This is a genomic window from Rhodococcus sp. 14-2470-1a (assembly GCF_002259425.1).
Lineage (GTDB): Bacteria > Actinomycetota > Actinomycetes > Mycobacteriales > Mycobacteriaceae > Rhodococcoides > Rhodococcoides fascians_E.
Genome location: NZ_NPFZ01000019.1, coordinates 31,356 through 47,714 on the forward strand (window position 1 = coordinate 31,356; position 16,359 = coordinate 47,714).

Below are 16,359 nucleotides of genomic sequence, written 5' to 3' on the forward strand. Positions count from 1 at the left end.
CTGAGTGCTTGCTTTGAGGTGCCGCCAGTACGGGCTCGCGTTGCCTCGGGCCAGTGGTTGCCGACAGTCCCCGCCTCAGACCACGGGCGCCTCGAACCTCGGGCACCTCAGACAATAGGATAGACACCTGTGACTCCCGCCGACCTTGCCGAACTACTACGCGCGACCGCAAGTGCGGTACTCGCCGACCGTGGCCTCGACGTATCCGTCCTGCCTGACAAGGTGACGGTCGAGCGCCCACGCAACCCCGAACACGGCGACTACGCCACCAACGTCGCCCTTCAGGTCGCGAAGAAGGCAGGCGCGAACCCTCGTGAGTTCGCCGGGTGGCTCGCCGAGGCCTTGAGCGCCGACGCATCGATCGCCAGTGCAGAGGTGGCAGGTCCCGGCTTCCTGAACATCCGTCTCGACGCCGACGCCCAGGGCGCGATCGTCGCGCAGGCGCTCGACGCGGGTGCCGCGTACGGCACCTCGTCGACGCTGGCAGGTACCAAGATCAACCTCGAGTTCGTCTCGGCCAATCCGACGGGTCCCATCCACCTGGGTGGAACGCGGTGGGCTGCGGTCGGCGACGCACTCGGCCGCATTCTGTCGGCTCAGGGCGCGGAGGTGGTACGCGAGTACTACTTCAACGATCACGGTGCTCAGATCGACCGGTTCTCCAACTCCCTGATCGCTGCGGCGAAGGGTGAGCCTGCTCCGGAGAACGGTTACGCAGGCGCTTACATCCACGAGATCGCGCAGCAGGTGCTCGCCAAGAGCCCCGAGGTTCTGGCCATGGCCGATGTTCCGCAGGCCGAGACGTTCCGGTCGATCGGTGTCGAGTTGATGTTCGACCAGATCAAGAACAACCTGCACGAGTTCGGTGTCGACTTCGACGTGTACTTCCACGAGAACTCGCTGTTCGAATCCGGTGCAGTGGAGAAGAGCGTCGAATTCCTGAAGAACTCGGGAAGTCTTTTCGAGGACGACGGTGCGTGGTGGCTGCGTAGTACCGATTACGGCGACGACAAGGATCGCGTCGTCATCAAGAGCGACGGCAACGCCGCCTACATCGCCGGGGACATCGCGTACTTCCAGAACAAGCGGCAACGTGGTTTCGACCTGTGCATCTACATGCTCGGCGCGGACCACCACGGGTACATCGGCCGCCTCAAGGCCGCCGCGGCAGCGTTCGGAGACGACCCGAACACGGTCGAGGTTCTGATCGGCCAGATGGTCAACCTGGTCCGCGACGGTGTCGCGGTGAAGATGAGCAAGCGTGCGGGCACGGTCATCACCCTCGACGACCTGGTCGAGGCCATCGGTGTGGATGCGGCCCGCTACGTGATGGTCCGCTCGTCGGTGGACTCGAGCATCGACATCGATCTCGAACTGTGGGCGAGCGCGAGCAACGAGAATCCGGTCTACTACGTGCAGTACGCGCACGCGAGGCTCGCGTCGTTGGCGCGCAACGCCGCCGAACTGGGTATCAGTGGGGACGATCCGGACCTGAGCCTGCTCATGCAGGATCAGGAGGGCGAATTGATCAGGACCATCGGCGAGTATCCGCGGGTCGTCGCCAGCGCTGCCGACCTCCGTGAGCCTCACCGCATCGCGCGGTACCTGGAAGAATTGGCCGGCGCGTACCACCGGTTCTACGGCGCATGCCGAGTACTGCCACAAGGAGACGAGGAGCCAGGCCCCGTGAACACTGCTCGATTGGCATTGGGCAACGCAACCCGTCAGGTACTGGCCAACGGCCTGCGCCTGCTCGGTGTCAGCGCACCGGAGCGGATGTGAGCGCGCATCCGGCGGGTCCGAAGCACGCGGACGTACGCTCCCAGGACGGGCTCGCCGAACGCCCGAAGGTCGCTTCCGACATGACTGCTCTTCCCGAGCACGTCTACCCGCGCAACGCTGCTCGCGGCGACGACGGTGTGGTCACGCTTGCGGGTGTGCCGGTCACCGAGTTGGCCGAGCAGTACGGGACTCCGCTGTTCGTCATCGACGAGGACGATTTCCGTTCCCGCGCAAGGGAAATGGCGGAAGCGTTCGGTGATCCCGCACGGGTTCACTACGCCTCGAAGGCATTTCTGTGCGGCGAGATCGCACGGTGGGTGGCGGACGAAGGACTGTCCCTCGACATCTGCTCCGGCGGTGAACTGGGGATTGCACTCGCGGCGGGCTTCCCCGCCGAGCGAATTGCGATGCACGGCAACAACAAATCCGTCGCGGAGTTGACGGCCGGTGTTCGAGCGGGCGTGGAGCACGTCGTGCTCGATTCCATGATCGAGATCGACCGTCTCGACGCAGTCGCCGCGGACGAGAAGAAGGTCCAGGACGTTCTGGTTCGCGTGACCGTCGGCGTGGAAGCTCATACCCACGAGTTCATCGCGACGGCGCACGAGGACCAGAAGTTCGGCTTCTCCCTCGCCGACGGTTCGGCGCTCGAAGCGATCAAGCGCGTGTTCGCGACCGACAACCTCCGCCTCGTCGGATTGCACAGCCACATCGGTTCGCAGATCTTCGAGGTCGACGGCTTCGAGCTGGCCGCGCACAAGTTGCTGGGCCTGCTGCGAGACGTGGTGGCGGAGTTCGGCGTCGAGAAGACGTCCCAGATCTCGACGGTCGATCTCGGCGGAGGAATGGGAATTTCCTACGTGCCGAGCGACGATCCGCCGCCGGTCGATCAACTCGCCGCGAAGCTGAAGTCGATCGTCGCCACGGAATCCGCTCTGGTGGGTCTTCCGGTGCCCAACATCGACGTCGAGCCCGGCCGTGCCATCGCAGGCCCGGGAACGGTGACGCTGTACGAGGTCGGGACCATCAAGGACGTCACCGTCGACGCGCAGACTCGTCGACGCTACGTGAGCGTCGACGGCGGAATGAGCGACAACATTCGCACCTCCCTGTATCAGGCGGAGTACGACTGCAGGCTCGTCTCGCGTGACTCCGACGCCGATGCAGTGCTCGCTCGCGTCGTCGGAAAGCATTGTGAGAGCGGTGATGTGGTGATCAAGAACACCTGGATGCCGAGCGATGTCGGCCCCGGTGATCTGCTTGCCGTCGCCGCGACCGGCGCGTACTGCTACTCGATGTCCAGCCGGTACAACTTGCTGACGCGACCCGCCGTCGTCGCGGTGAAAGACGGAAAGTCTCGGCTCGTCCTGCGCCGAGAGACACTCGAAGACCTGCTCAGCTTGGAGGTGCAGCCATGACAACGAAGCCGTTGGGAGTAGCCGTTCTCGGCCTCGGGAACGTCGGAAGTGAAGTCGTCCGAATTCTGACCGAGAACGCCGAGGACCTCGCCGCACGTGTCGGTGCACCTCTCGAGATTCGCGGCATCGCGGTCCGGCGAGTCGATGGAGATCGCGGAGTCGACACCGCGTTGCTCACCGACGATCCCGAGTCCCTCGTCGCCCGCGACGATGTGGACCTGGTCGTCGAGGTGCTCGGTGGTATCGACATCCCGCGCAAACTGATCCTGTCGGCTCTGGAGAAGGGCAAGTCGGTCGTCACGGCCAACAAGGCTCTTCTCGCGGAGTACACCGGCGAGCTTGCCGACGCTGCCGAGAAGTCACGCGCAGACCTGTATTTCGAGGCCGCGGTCGCCGGTGCCATTCCCGTCGTACGTCCGTTGATGCAGTCGCTTGCAGGTGACCGCGTCAACAAGGTCGCCGGAATCGTCAACGGCACCACCAACTTCATCCTGTCCGCCATGGACGAGACCGGCGCGGACTACGCCGAAACCCTGGCCGAGGCCGGACGGTTGGGCTACGCCGAAGCCGATCCCACGGCCGACGTCGAGGGATACGACGCGGCGTCGAAGGCTGCGATTCTGGCGTCCATTGCCTTCCACACCCGCGTGACCGCGGGGGATGTCTACCGCGAGGGAATCTCGAAGATCACCTCGGCGGACCTGGAGACGGCTCGCTCGCTCGACTGCACCATCAAGTTGCTGGCGATCTGCGAGCGCATCACGACGCCCAAGGGCAAGGAACGCATCTCGGCGCGTGTCTACCCGGCGCTCGTTCCGCGTGACCACCCGCTTGCCACCGTCAACGGGGCCTTCAACGCCATCGTCGTCGAGGCGGAAGCCGCTGGACGCCTGATGTTCTACGGGCAGGGTGCCGGCGGAGCCCCGACCGCGTCGGCAGTTCTGGGTGACCTCGTCATGGCTGCCCGCAACAAGTTCTACGGCGGCCGAGGCCCGCTGGAGTCGAAGTACGCGAAGCTGAAGGTAGCTCCCATGGGCGACATCCCCACGCGGTACTACGTCAGCATGCAGGTGGCGGACAAGCCAGGGGTCCTCGCGACCGTGGCGGCGGAGTTCGCCACTCGCGACGTCAGCATCTCCACCGTTCGCCAGGCCGGTTCGGGTGACGGGGCGAGGCTCGTCGTCGTCACCCATCTCGCCGCCGATTCCGCTCTGTCCGAAACCGTCTCGGCGTTGGACAAGCTCGACGTCGTCACCTCTGTAGTCAGTGTTCTGAGATTGGAAGGCACCGAATGACCGTGCATACGCCGTGGCCGGGACTGATCGAGGCGTACCGCGATCGTCTGGCGATCGGACCGGACTGGAAGACCGTCACGCTGCTCGAGGGCGGCACGCCGCTGATCCACGCCGAGCGTCTGTCCGAGATGACGGGCTGCGAAGTCCATCTCAAGGTCGAGGGCTTGAACCCGACGGGCTCGTTCAAGGACCGCGGCATGACCATGGCCGTGACGGATTCCCTTGCGCGCGGCCAGGAAGCGGTGCTGTGCGCGTCGACGGGCAACACGTCCGCGTCCGCTGCCGCGTACGCCGCGAAGGCAGGTATGGGCTGCGCTGTCCTCGTCCCGCAGGGCAAGATCGCGATGGGCAAGCTCGCGCAGGCAGTCATGCACGGCGCCAAGATCATTCAGGTGCAGGGCAACTTCGACGACTGCCTCGAGCTGGCGCGCAAGACCACGGCCGAGTTCCCGACCATCGGCCTCGTCAACTCGGTCAACCCGGTGCGCATCGAGGGCCAGAAGACGGCTGCGTTCGAGATCTGTGACGCACTGGGCAACGCGCCCGACGTCCATGCGCTGCCGGTGGGCAACGCAGGCAACATCACCGCCTACTGGCGGGGCTACTCCGAGTACTTCCGTGACGGATTGACCACGGTGAAGCCGCGCATGCTCGGCGTCCAGGCCGCCGGTGCTGCACCGCTGGTTCACGGCGCGCCCGTCGCGGACCCCGAGACCATCGCCACGGCCATCCGGATCGGCTCGCCCGCGTCCTGGAACGGTGCGGTCGCCGCGAAAGAAGAGTCCGGCGGTGCCTTCCGCGCGGCCACCGACGAGGAAATCCTCGAGGCGTACCGTCTGGTCGCGAAGACCGAAGGCGTCTTCGTCGAACCCGCGTCCGCGGCTTCCATCGCCGGCCTGATCGCAGCCCGCAAGGAAGGCTGGCTGGACAGCGGCCTGCGCGTCGTCTGCACGGTCACCGGCAACGGACTCAAGGATCCGGACACCGCGTTGTCCGGAATGCCGGTGGTCGAGCCCATTCCCGTCGACCCTGTCGCTGTGGCATCTGCGCTCGAGTTGGCGTAGTGGCAGAGTCTCGTTCCATGACGACGACACTGCCGCACGGTTTGACGGTCACGGCGCGGGTTCCTGCGTCGAGCGCCAACCTCGGCCCCGGATTCGATACCTTGGGGATTGCTCTCGGGCTGTACGACGAGATCAAGGTCACCACCACGGCGTCGGGTCTGAGTATTCACGTCGAGGGCGAAGGTGCCGACGACGTCCCGTGGGGACCTTCGCATCTCGTCGTCCGCGCCATCGAACGGGGCCTCGAAGCCGCCGGTGTCTGGGCTGATGGCTTGGACGTGGTGTGCACCAACGTGATTCCGCATTCACGTGGGCTCGGCTCGTCGGCGTCCGCTGTCGTCGGTGGACTGTCGGCAGCGAACGGTCTTGCGGCCAAACTGGACTCGTCGTTCGCATTGTCGGATGCCCAGTTGGTTCAGCTCGCATCCGAGTTCGAAGGTCACCCGGACAATGCGTCGGCGAGCGTCCTGGGCGGTGCCGTCGTCTCCTGGAGCGAGCCCGCGAGCATCACGCAGCGGACGTACTCCGCGGTGCGACTGCCCGTGCACCCCGACATCCACGTGGTGGCGTTCGTCCCCGCGGAGCGATCGTCGACATCGCACACGCGAGGCCTGTTGCCCGAGTTGGTTCCGCACCGTGACGCCGCGTTCAACGTCAGCCGCGGCGCGTTGGCCGTCGTCGCGCTCACCCAGCGTCCGGACCTTCTCATTCCCGCGACCGAGGACATGCTGCATCAGGGGCAACGTGCGAGCGCGCTCCCGGGTGCCACGGAATTGATTGCTTCACTTCGGTCCAGGGGAATCGCGGCAGTACTGTCCGGTGCCGGACCGACGGTCCTTGCTCTCTGCACCGAACCGTTCCCGCAGGACCTCAAGGACAAAGCCGTCGCCGACGGTCTCCGGGTCCTGGAACTCGACGTCGCCGACGGCGTCAGCACATCCTGAGAAAACCTTTCGTGACTCGCCGGTAGGTGCTTCTTGCCGACCGAGAGGATCGACGCTATCCTGAGGGTCGTCCGTACATCGTGCGCTTCAGACGCCGGTTTTCGCCAGGGCAATCACGTCATCGCATTCGGGGGGTTCCACGCCCGAGCCGACTGTCGTCCTTGGAGAGGAGCCTGCGGAGTGACCGGAAGTCGCCGGCTTCGACCCACCGTGGTTCTCACACGGCTGCGGGTCGGTCGTCCGTCGGAAGTGGCGTGATCGTGAACGGCAATATCCGTGCTCGAAAGAGATTCGAGCTGCGGAACGAACCCTTGGCTGCGCAGACTGCGAGCGAGGGAAGGAAAGGACCTCCGTGACCGATACGGAACTGATCTCTGCGCCCGAAAAGACGCGTCGTGGAGCTGGCCTGTCCGGAATGGTGCTCACCGAGCTGCGTACTCTCGCGGGCGAACTCGGAATCAAAAGCATTTCCGGCATGCGCAAGGGCGATCTGATCGCCGCCATCTCTGCACGTCAGGGCGGTGGTGCGTCGGCAACGACCGAGGCGCCCAAGGCAACAAGGCGAGGCGCAGCCGACAAGGCTCGTGCGCAGGACGCCGCTCCCGCTGCCGAGGCTCCTGCAGCCGAAGCCCCGGCCGCAGCAGATGCGCCCGCGTCCGACGACGCGTCGACCGAGCCGCCCCGCCGGACACGTGGTCGACGCACCGCAGGCCGCCGAGCAGGCGCTCCCGACCAGCTTCCGCTGGACGACACTGCCTCGCAGTCGGTCGATTCGGACGCCGCTCAGCAGGACTCGGGATCGACCCCCGATGCCCCGGCGTCGGACACCGGTTCATCGACGCGACCGCGTCGCGCTCGCGCCGATCGTGGTGACCGAGAGAACCGCAACGCTGCCGACAACCGCAACGCTGCCGATAACCGCAACGCTGCCGATAACCGCAACGCTGCCGACAGCAACGACGGTGCCCGCGCACAGCGCGGTGACGCACCCGGTCGTGATTCGGCAGGCCAGGACGGCGAGGGCAACCGCGCCGAGGGTGGCCGCGGAGACCGCAACCGCGACAACAACCGTGGTGACGGCAACCGGGACAACAACCGTGGTGACGGCAACCGGGACAGCAACCGTGGTGACGGCAACCGGGACAGCCGTGACGGCAACCGGGAGAACTCGCGCGGCGAGAACGGCCGGAACCGCAATCGCAATCAGAACCAGAACGACAACCGTTCCGAAGACCGCGGCAACGGACCGCGTGACGGCCGGGACAACCGGGACAACGCCGAGGACGACGGCGACGGCCGCGGACGCAGGGGCCGTCGGTTCCGTGAGCGTCGGCGTGGTCGTGACCGCGGCGAAGGCGGCGGTGGCAACGAGCGCGAGCCCGAGATCCGCGAGGACGATGTTCTTCAGCCGGTAGCGGGCATCCTCGATGTCCTGGACAACTACGCGTTCGTGCGTACGTCCGGCTACCTTGCGGGCCCGAACGACGTGTACGTGTCGATGAACCTGGTGCGCAAGAACGGTCTTCGTCGCGGTGACGCGATCACCGGCGCCGTCCGGGTGGCCCGCGAGGGTGAGCAGTCGAACCAGCGTCAGAAGTTCAACCCACTGGTGCGTCTGGACACGGTCAACGGCGGAGACGTCGAGGCCGCGCGCAAGCGTCCCGAGTTCGGCAAGCTCACGCCGCTGTACCCGAACCAGCGTCTGCGGCTCGAGACCACGCCGAACATCCTGACCACGCGCATCATCGACCTGGTCATGCCGATCGGTAAGGGCCAGCGTGCATTGATCGTGAGCCCGCCGAAGGCAGGCAAGACGAGCGTTCTGCAGGCCATCGCCAACGCGATCTCGGTCAACAACCCCGAGTGCTACCTCATGGTCGTTCTGGTCGACGAGCGTCCCGAGGAAGTGACCGACATGCAGCGTTCGGTGAACGGTGAGGTCATCGCCTCCACGTTCGACCGTCCGCCGGGCGATCACACCTCGGTCGCCGAGCTCGCGATCGAGCGCGCGAAGCGTCTCGTGGAAGCCGGTCAGGACGTCGTCGTGTTGCTCGACTCCATCACCCGTCTGGGTCGTGCGTACAACAACAGTTCACCTGCGTCGGGCCGGATCCTGTCCGGTGGTGTCGATTCCACGGCCCTCTACCCGCCGAAGCGTTTCCTCGGTGCTGCTCGCAACATCGAGAACGGTGGATCGCTCACCATCATCGCCACGGCGATGGTCGAGACCGGTTCGACCGGCGACACGGTGATCTTCGAGGAGTTCAAGGGCACCGGTAACGCGGAGCTCAAGCTCGATCGCAAGATCGCCGAGCGTCGTGTGTTCCCTGCGGTCGACGTCAACCCGTCGGGTACCCGCAAGGACGAACTGCTGCTGAGTTCCGACGAAGCCGCGGTGCTGCACAAGCTGCGTCGCGTGTTGTCCGGTCTCGATTCGCATCAGGCGATCGATCTGCTGATCGACCGGTTGAAGAAGAGCAAGAGCAACATCGAGTTCCTGATCCAGGTGTCGAAGACGGCACCCGGCGCGCTCGACGACTGACCTCGTGAGTACTTGTGTGTCCCCTGGGACACACAAGTACTCCCAGCGGGGAACAAGCCGACAGGGGTTCGTGTTGAAGCCACTGTCGGTGAGCGATTAGCAGGTCGGATCGCATATCTGGCATACTGAACGGCCGAGTCCGGTTCCGGTTCACGTCCTCGAACAGCGAGGTCGACCCGGCGACCATATGAAAGGGACACCATGAAGGCAGGAATTCACCCCGACTACACGCTGACCACGGTCGTGTGCGGTTGCGGAAATACTTTCGAGACGCGCAGCACCACCGACAAAGAGCGCATCAACGTCGAGGTGTGCTCGCAGTGCCACCCGTTCTACACGGGCAAGCAGAAGATCCTCGACACCGGTGGTCGCGTTGCACGCTTCGAGGCTCGCTACGGAAAGCGCGCCGGCAAGAAGGCTGCAGCCGACAGCTAGCTGCTCTCCCGACGCCCGTCCTGCGATGTCTGCAGGGCGGGCGTTCGGCTTTTCACCACCGATTCTTTTTCAGGGAAGCAGAGCGGAGCGACACCATGGCGAGGACCACGAAGCCTTCGGCCATCGACGACATTCTGGCCGAACATTCAGGCCTCGAGCAGCAGTTGGCCGATCCGGCTCTGCACAACGATCCGTCCGCTGCGCGCAAGGCAGGCAAGCGTTTCGCCGAGCTGGCGCCGATCATGTCGGTGCACGGAAAGCTGATGTCCGCCACGGACGATCTGGCTGCGGCTCGTGAGCTCGCCGCCGACGACGCATCCTTCGCTGCCGAGATTCCGGAGCTCGAGCACACCGTCGAGTCGCTCGAACAGACGCTCGCCGATCTGCTCGCACCGCGCGATCCGCACGACGGCGACGACATCGTCATGGAGGTCAAGTCCGGTGAGGGCGGCGAGGAATCAGCGCTGTTCGCCGCGGACCTCGCACGGATGTACGTCCGGTACGCCGAGCGTCGCGGATGGCGCGTCGAAATTCTCGACGCGAACGTGTCGGATCTCGGCGGTTACAAGGACGCGACCCTGTCGATCAAAGCCAAAGGCGATCCGCTCGACGGCGTCTGGGCGCGGCTGAAGTTCGAAGGTGGAGTCCACCGCGTGCAGCGCGTTCCCGTGACCGAATCGCAGGGCCGAGTGCACACGTCGGCCGCCGGAATTCTCGTCTATCCGGAGCCCGACGAGGTCGAGGAAGTCCAGATCGACGAGACCGACCTGCGCATCGACGTCTACCGGTCCTCGGGCAAGGGTGGTCAGGGCGTCAACACGACGGACTCCGCGGTGCGCATCACGCACTTGCCGACGGGCATCGTCGTCACCTGCCAGAACGAGCGGTCGCAGTTGCAGAACAAGGCGCGTGCGATGCAGGTACTCGCCGCGCGGTTGCAGGCCGCAGCCGAAGAGGCTGCCGACGAGGAAGCCGCGGCCGGTCGGGCGAGCCAGGTCCGTACCGTCGACCGCTCGGAACGCATCCGCACGTACAACTTTCCGGAGAACCGCATCACCGATCACCGGATCGGGTTCAAGTCTCACAATCTCGACGCGGTGCTCGACGGCGAGCTCGACGCTCTCCTCGACGCTCTGGGCAAGGCCGACCGCGACGCTCGGATGCAGGCAGAATGATGTGGTCGTGAGCGCGTAGGTTCCGCTGCACGACACCGCACGGGCACACGAAGGGGAACCGATGCATCAGCAGCTCACACCCACCGGCGAGGACGCCGTGGCGGACCTGGCCGCTCGCCACGGAGTATCCACCGACGCTGTGCGGGCGATGCTCGACGCCGTGAATGCAGGCCGGGGATCGATGGCGCAGTTCCACATTCCCGAGCTCGGTGGCGGCGGGCAGTGGATGCGCGGCGGAATGACGATGGTCGGCAACATGTTCGATCACGGTCTCAAAGCTCGCGTCGACGGCCTGTGCCGCGATCTGTCCGAGCTTCTGGCCTCGCACCAGATCTATCCGCCGCTGCAGTCGAACCAGGGTTTCGGCGGGAACTGGTGGCCGAGCGGCCTCGGAAGCCCCAGTTCGAGCGGGGGTCAGAACGGTTCGCAGTACGCGTATTTTCCTGCTGCGCGGCGGCTCGCGGTTCTGGTCGGTGGACGGTTGTCGGTGTACGACACTCTCGACCACTCCATCGGCGGTGTTCAGCAACAGCAGGGCGGGAGTCCAGGCTCGGTGGAGTTCACCAGCCAGTACGGAACGTTCACCGCGGCAAGTCTTCCGCTGGTGGATCCCGCGCCGGCCGATTCGATCTCCGGTTCCGCACCAGATCCCACGCCGGCGACGAGCCCGGTAGCGCCACCGTCGACGAATTTCGACGAGATCACGTCGGCCATCGAGGCGTTGGCGGCACTGCACGGCAAAGGCATCCTGACGGACGACGAGTTCTTCTCGAAGAAGGCCGAGCTGCTGAAGCGAATCTGACCGTCGCGTGGGTGGCCGGCGGGACGTGGCAGGCTGTAACCGTGACCCGGAAACCTCTTCGACTGGCCATTCTCGAAGCAACAGCGATACTCGAAGCGGCCGGTGTTCCGAGCCCGCGGGTGGACGCGGAACTCCTCGCGTCTCATCTCGTCGGAGTCGAGCGTGGTCGGCTCGGGCTGGTCCCTCTCGTGGAACCCGAGGTGGTCGAGGCCTACAACCGCACCATCGAACAGCGTGCTAAGCGAATCCCGTTGCAGTACATCACCGGAACGACGGCGCTCGGCAACATCGACGTCGAGGTCGGACCGGGGGTTTTCGTTCCGCGGCCGGAGACGGAGCTGCTGCTCGGGTGGGCGCTCGCATTCCTCGAGGGCGTCGATCGCAAGCCGCCGGTGATTCTCGATCTGTGTACCGGATCGGGGGCACTCGCGCTGGCGCTCGCCAACGCCAGGCCCGACGCTCAGGTCCACGCCGTCGAACTCGACCCGTCGGCTCTCGCGTGGGCTCGGCGCAACGCCGACCTGCGGGCCGAGCGGGGAGACACGCCCATCACCCTCCACCACGGCGATGTCACCGACCGCGAACTGCTACGAGAGCTGGACGGCCGCGTCGACGTCGTGGTCGCCAATCCGCCCTACATCCCGGAGGGCGCCGAGCTGGATCCCGAGGTGATCGATCACGACCCGCATCTCGCCCTGTTCGGAGGTGTCGACGGTCTGTCGGTCATCGAGCCGATGATCCAGAACATCGCGCGGTGGCTCCGCGTCGGCGGGGGAGTAGGCGTCGAACACGACGATTCTCACGGTGATCGCGTGGCTGCGCTGTTCGAGAAGCGCCGCGTGTTCGGCGACGTCGTCGAGCATCCCGACCTGTCCGGACGGCCCCGGTTCGTCGTCGCGTCGCGCGCAGTGTCCGCGGACAGCTGACATCACTCGGCTGCCGCCGGACGGGTAGGCGACGCACGGCAGAGGCGTCCTGCACCGCGGGAGACACAGGTGAGAAGATGAACGGGTGAGTACCGTCTACGACTGCCAGCACGCCGATTCACGAACAGCAGGGTTGTCTGCAGCCAGAGGCGCACTCAAATCCGGCCGCCTCGTGGTCATGCCGACGGACACGTTGTACGGCCTCGCGGCCGATGCATTCGACGGCAGCGCGGTCACCGACCTTCTCCGCGCCAAGGGCCGTGGGCGCGACATGCCGGTTCCTGTTCTCGTGGGTTCGTGGAACACCATCGACGGGCTGGTCGGCAGTGTCAGGCCGCGCACCAGAGATCTGATTCGGGCCTTCTGGCCGGGCGCGCTGAGCCTCGTCGTGCAGCAGGCACCGTCCCTTGCCTGGGACCTCGGTGACGCGCAGGGCACGGTGATGCTCAGGATGCCGCTGCACCCGGTGGCGCTCGAACTGCTCCGCGAAGTCGGACCGCTCGCCGTCTCGAGTGCGAACATCTCCGGACAACCGCCGGCTACGACGGTCGTCGAAGCTCGCGATCAGCTCGGCGGATCTGCGGCGGTGTATCTCGACGGCGGGCCTGCGGCGCACGCGAAAGCGTCGACGATCGTCGATCTCACGTCCGAGCAGCCGAGGATCCTGCGCGCCGGAGCCATCGCGACCGAAGCCGTCGCCGAGGTGCTCGGAGTGACGGCGGAGAGCCTGACGCAGGGGAGTAAGGCATGACCGAGCCGCGTTTCCACGGACCCGACTTCGCGGCGCTCGAGGCGTCCGATCCCGAGATCGCGGGCATCGTCCTGGACGAGCTGGACCGTCAACGTGGCGGTCTGCAGCTCATCGCGAGCGAGAATCTGACGTCGCCTGCTGTTCTCGCGGCGCAGGGGAGCGTGCTGACCAACAAGTACGCCGAGGGTTACCCGGGTGCGCGGTACTACGGGGGCTGCGAGGTCGTCGATCGTGCGGAGACCATTGCGATCGAACGAGCGAAGGCACTGTTCGGCGCGGATCACGTCAACGTGCAACCTCATTCCGGCGCTTCGGCGAACCTCGCGGTCTATGCAGCCTTCGCGCAGCCGGGCGACTCGATTCTGGCGATGAGCCTCCCGCACGGCGGCCACCTCACCCACGGGGCGACGGTCAACTTCTCCGGCCGATGGTTCACCGCGGTGCCGTATCACGTGCGAAAAGACACGGAACTGATCGATTACGACGAGGTCCGTGAACTCGCATTGGTCCACCGCCCGCGCATCATCGTCGCCGGGGCGACGGCGTACTCGCGGGAGCTCGACTTCGCGGCCTTCAGAGCCATCGCCGACGAGGTGGGCGCCATCCTGTGGGTGGACGCAGCGCACTTCGTCGGACTGGTGGCAGGCAAGGCAATTCCCTCGCCCGTGCCGTACGCCGACGTGGTGTCCGCGACCACTCACAAGGTGCTGCGAGGGCCTCGCGGAGGAATGTTGATGTGCCGCGCGGAGCACGCACGCGCCATCGACAAGGCTGTGTTCCCGTTCGGCCAGGGCGGGCCGATGATGCACACGATCGCGGCCAAGGCCGTCGCGTTCGGTGAGGCGCAGACCGAGAGCTATGCACGCTACGCAGCCCAGGTCGTCGCGAACGCGCAGACACTGTCCGCGTCCTTGACCGACGCCGGGATGCGTGCCGTGTCCGGAGGGACGGACACACATCTGATTCTGTTCGACCTACAGCATCTGGGGATCGACGGACGTACCGCCGAAGCACGATGTGCCGCAGCCGGGATCACCCTCAACAAGAACGCGATTCCGTTCGACCCCGCGCCGCCTGCGGTGGCGTCGGGCATCCGGGTCGGTTCCGCGGCCGTGACGACACAGGGGTTCGACGCGGCGGACATGAACGCGGTCGGATCTCTCGTGGCCCGTGCGGTGCGCGCCGAGGCAGGCACCGCCAACGGTGACCGTGAACTCGCCGCCGTCAGGGACGAGGTCACCACCCTCGTGGCACGCAAGCCTGCGTATCCCGGCATATGACGGTCGAGGTTCTCGCTCAGTCCGGCCAGGGCGCAGGCGTTCCGATCCGCGAACTCCTGCTGGTGTTCTTCACGGCTGCGGTGGTGACCTTCCTGGCGACCGGTGGTGTGCGGGTGCTCGCCGTCAAGTTCGGTGCCGTCGCCGCTCCCCGTGACCGCGACGTGCACGTGACGCCGACGCCGCGTCTCGGCGGAACCGGAATGTTCCTCGGGATGCTGGTTGCCTTGTTGTTCGCGTCGCAGCTGCCTGCTCTCGCACGTGGTTTCGACTCGGCCTACAACCAGGACGTCCGAGCTGCGGCCGTCGCCGGTTTCGTCATCGTGGCGGTGGGGATCATCGACGACCGATGGGGCCTCGACGCGCTCACCAAATTCGTCGGGCAGGTGACGGCGGCGGGTGTGCTCGTCGTGATGGGCGTGAGTTGGAACATCGTCTATCTGCCTTGGGGGCCGGACGGCGGTAGCACTCTCGTGCTCGATCAGCTTCAGGCCGGGCTGGTGACGGTGCTGGTGACGGTCGTGATGGTCAATGCCATGAACTTCGTCGACGGTCTGGACGGCCTCGCGGCAGGGCTCGGGTTGATCGCGTCGCTCGCCATCTGTGTCTTCTCCGTCGGACTGTTGCACGAGCAGGGCGGCGACACCGGTATCTATCCGCCGGCGATCATCGCGGCGACGTTGGCCGGTGCCTGCCTGGGATTTCTTCCGCACAATTTCCAGCCTGCGCGGATCTTCATGGGCGACTCCGGGTCCATGATGATCGGGCTGATGCTCGCGACGGTCGCGACCAGTGCGTCGGGCAGAATCCCGCTCGTCGCGTACGGCCCACGCGACCTCCTCGGTCTGCTGTCGCCGTTGCTCCTGGTCGGCGCGGTGATGTTCATCCCGATCCTCGATCTCCTTCTCGCGGTGATCCGACGGACGCGCGCAGGCCGAAGTCCGTTCAGTCCGGACAAGATGCACCTGCACCACCGTTTGCTGCAGATCGGGCACTCTCACCGGCGCGTGGTGTTGGTGATCTACCTCTGGGTCGGTGTCCTCGCGTTCGGCGCCGTCGGCTCGTCGTTGATCGACCGTCGAATAGTGGTGTTGCTGGTTGCTGCCGGATTGGTGTTCGCACTGGTGGTGACGGCCGTGCCGAGCATCCGTCTCGACATGGCCAGGCAGCGCAGGCGCACCAGAAAGTCCGCTGGACGAGGCCGTCGGGCCTGAAGTCGGACATGGCTGGGTAGTCTGTGCGGCTGTGAGCTTCTCTCCTTCTCCGGTGCCCGATCAGTCCGACTCGATGCGAGCCGCGGTTCGGTACGGAATCATCGGCCTCCTTGCGCTGACGGTTCTCGGAGCCGTCGTCGCCACGGTGGCCGCCGGTCTTCCCGGTTTGTGGGGTGCGCTCATCGGTGCGGCACTCGGTGGGGGATTCATTCTCACCACGGCGCTGTCCATCGCCCTGACGTCCAAGTTTCCGCCGACGATGGCAGGCGCGGTGCTGCTCGGGGGCTGGATCGTGAAGATGCTGATCGCCGTTGTCGTGCTCGCGGTTCTGAAGGACATGGATTTCTACAACAGGAAAGCTCTTGCCGGGGTGGTGATCGCCGCACTGGTTCTGGTTCTCGGCGCGGAGGTATACGGTGTCGTCCGTACGAAGGCCCCCTACGTCGACGATCCTGAATCCGACAAGGCGTAGTACGACGACCAGTCGTAATCGGTCAAGAAGTAGCCCCACCTACACAACGTCGTAGTTGTGTTGATAAAGTTCCGACCAAGTAAGGGTAGGACTGCCGCTAATAGGACAAAAGGCGTGCAGAACAGCCCTTGCAGGTAACCGAAGCTGCGTGAAATTGCTTACAGACGCGGCCGCAAAGTTACCGAGTCGACGTGAGTCGCCGACACCCGACAGACGCTGGCCTTTCAAGACCAGGCCTCAGCTGCTGACGACCTCGAGCCGA

General features: G+C 65.6%; 14 protein-coding genes. All 14 read left to right on the forward strand.

Annotated features, from left to right (window positions below):
* Nucleotides 1-129: 129 nt before the first annotated feature.
* The 14 genes from argS to CH292_RS09970 all read left to right on the forward strand — a co-directional run bounded on the left by argS (nucleotide 130) and on the right by CH292_RS09970 (nucleotide 16,097).
* A complete protein-coding gene (gene argS, locus CH292_RS09905; RefSeq protein ID WP_094654591.1) occupies nucleotides 130-1,782 on the forward strand; it encodes an arginine--tRNA ligase in 1,653 nt (550 codons plus the stop codon).
* A complete protein-coding gene (lysA, locus tag CH292_RS09910; protein ID WP_019667265.1) occupies nucleotides 1,779-3,200 on the forward strand; it encodes a diaminopimelate decarboxylase in 1,422 nt (473 codons plus the stop codon). Before argS ends, lysA begins: the two co-directional genes overlap by 4 nt.
* A complete protein-coding gene (locus CH292_RS09915; protein ID WP_019667266.1) occupies nucleotides 3,197-4,495 on the forward strand; it encodes a homoserine dehydrogenase in 1,299 nt (432 codons plus the stop codon). The genes lysA and CH292_RS09915 overlap by 4 nt, the downstream gene beginning before the upstream one ends.
* Entirely contained in the window at nucleotides 4,492-5,559 is a 1,068-nt protein-coding gene (gene thrC, locus CH292_RS09920) for a threonine synthase (RefSeq protein WP_019667267.1), read from the forward strand. The genes CH292_RS09915 and thrC overlap by 4 nt, the downstream gene beginning before the upstream one ends.
* A gap of 17 nt (nucleotides 5,560-5,576) precedes the next feature.
* A complete protein-coding gene (thrB, locus tag CH292_RS09925) occupies nucleotides 5,577-6,503 on the forward strand; it encodes a homoserine kinase (RefSeq protein ID WP_019667268.1) in 927 nt (308 codons plus the stop codon).
* 352 nt (nucleotides 6,504-6,855) lie between these two features.
* Complete coding sequence (gene rho / locus CH292_RS09930) at nucleotides 6,856-9,045, forward strand: transcription termination factor Rho (RefSeq protein ID WP_094654592.1); 2,190 nt, start codon at nucleotides 6,856-6,858, stop codon at nucleotides 9,043-9,045.
* Between the two features lie 201 nt (nucleotides 9,046-9,246).
* On the forward strand, nucleotides 9,247-9,480 hold the full coding sequence (rpmE, locus tag CH292_RS09935) for a 50S ribosomal protein L31 (protein ID WP_019667270.1): 234 nt from the start codon (nucleotides 9,247-9,249) through the stop codon (nucleotides 9,478-9,480).
* 95 nt (nucleotides 9,481-9,575) lie between these two features.
* A complete protein-coding gene (prfA, locus tag CH292_RS09940) occupies nucleotides 9,576-10,655 on the forward strand; it encodes a peptide chain release factor 1 (protein WP_019667271.1) in 1,080 nt (359 codons plus the stop codon).
* Between the two features lie 61 nt (nucleotides 10,656-10,716).
* On the forward strand, nucleotides 10,717-11,457 hold the full coding sequence (locus CH292_RS09945; protein WP_094654593.1) for an SHOCT domain-containing protein: 741 nt from the start codon (nucleotides 10,717-10,719) through the stop codon (nucleotides 11,455-11,457).
* Between the two features lie 41 nt (nucleotides 11,458-11,498).
* A complete protein-coding gene (gene prmC, locus CH292_RS09950) occupies nucleotides 11,499-12,383 on the forward strand; it encodes a peptide chain release factor N(5)-glutamine methyltransferase (protein WP_026348157.1) in 885 nt (294 codons plus the stop codon).
* A gap of 85 nt (nucleotides 12,384-12,468) precedes the next feature.
* Nucleotides 12,469-13,134, forward strand: coding sequence for an L-threonylcarbamoyladenylate synthase (locus tag CH292_RS09955; RefSeq protein WP_094654594.1), 666 nt, complete (start codon nucleotides 12,469-12,471; stop codon nucleotides 13,132-13,134).
* Complete coding sequence (gene glyA, locus CH292_RS09960; RefSeq protein ID WP_019667275.1) at nucleotides 13,131-14,414, forward strand: serine hydroxymethyltransferase; 1,284 nt, start codon at nucleotides 13,131-13,133, stop codon at nucleotides 14,412-14,414. Before CH292_RS09955 ends, glyA begins: the two co-directional genes overlap by 4 nt.
* Entirely contained in the window at nucleotides 14,411-15,625 is a 1,215-nt protein-coding gene (locus CH292_RS09965) for a glycosyltransferase family 4 protein (protein WP_019667276.1), read from the forward strand. The genes glyA and CH292_RS09965 overlap by 4 nt, the downstream gene beginning before the upstream one ends.
* A 31-nt stretch (nucleotides 15,626-15,656) precedes the next feature.
* Complete coding sequence (locus CH292_RS09970) at nucleotides 15,657-16,097, forward strand: hypothetical protein (RefSeq protein WP_019667277.1); 441 nt, start codon at nucleotides 15,657-15,659, stop codon at nucleotides 16,095-16,097.
* Nucleotides 16,098-16,359 lie beyond the last annotated feature (262 nt).

What these genes read in the sequence shown, in the direction of transcription:
- prfA (WP_019667271.1), top strand. Translation starts at nt 9,576, where the DNA reads ATGGCGAGGACCACGAAGCCTTCGGCCATCGACGACATTCTGGCCGAA.
- CH292_RS09915 (WP_019667266.1), top strand. Translation starts at nt 3,197, where the DNA reads ATGACAACGAAGCCGTTGGGAGTAGCCGTTCTCGGCCTCGGGAACGTC.
- CH292_RS09965 (WP_019667276.1), top strand. Translation starts at nt 14,411, where the DNA reads ATGACGGTCGAGGTTCTCGCTCAGTCCGGCCAGGGCGCAGGCGTTCCG.
- glyA (WP_019667275.1), top strand. Translation starts at nt 13,131, where the DNA reads ATGACCGAGCCGCGTTTCCACGGACCCGACTTCGCGGCGCTCGAGGCG.
- rpmE (WP_019667270.1), top strand. Translation starts at nt 9,247, where the DNA reads ATGAAGGCAGGAATTCACCCCGACTACACGCTGACCACGGTCGTGTGC.
- thrB (WP_019667268.1), top strand. Translation starts at nt 5,577, where the DNA reads ATGACGACGACACTGCCGCACGGTTTGACGGTCACGGCGCGGGTTCCT.
- CH292_RS09945 (WP_094654593.1), top strand. Translation starts at nt 10,717, where the DNA reads ATGCATCAGCAGCTCACACCCACCGGCGAGGACGCCGTGGCGGACCTG.
- thrC (WP_019667267.1), top strand. Translation starts at nt 4,492, where the DNA reads ATGACCGTGCATACGCCGTGGCCGGGACTGATCGAGGCGTACCGCGAT.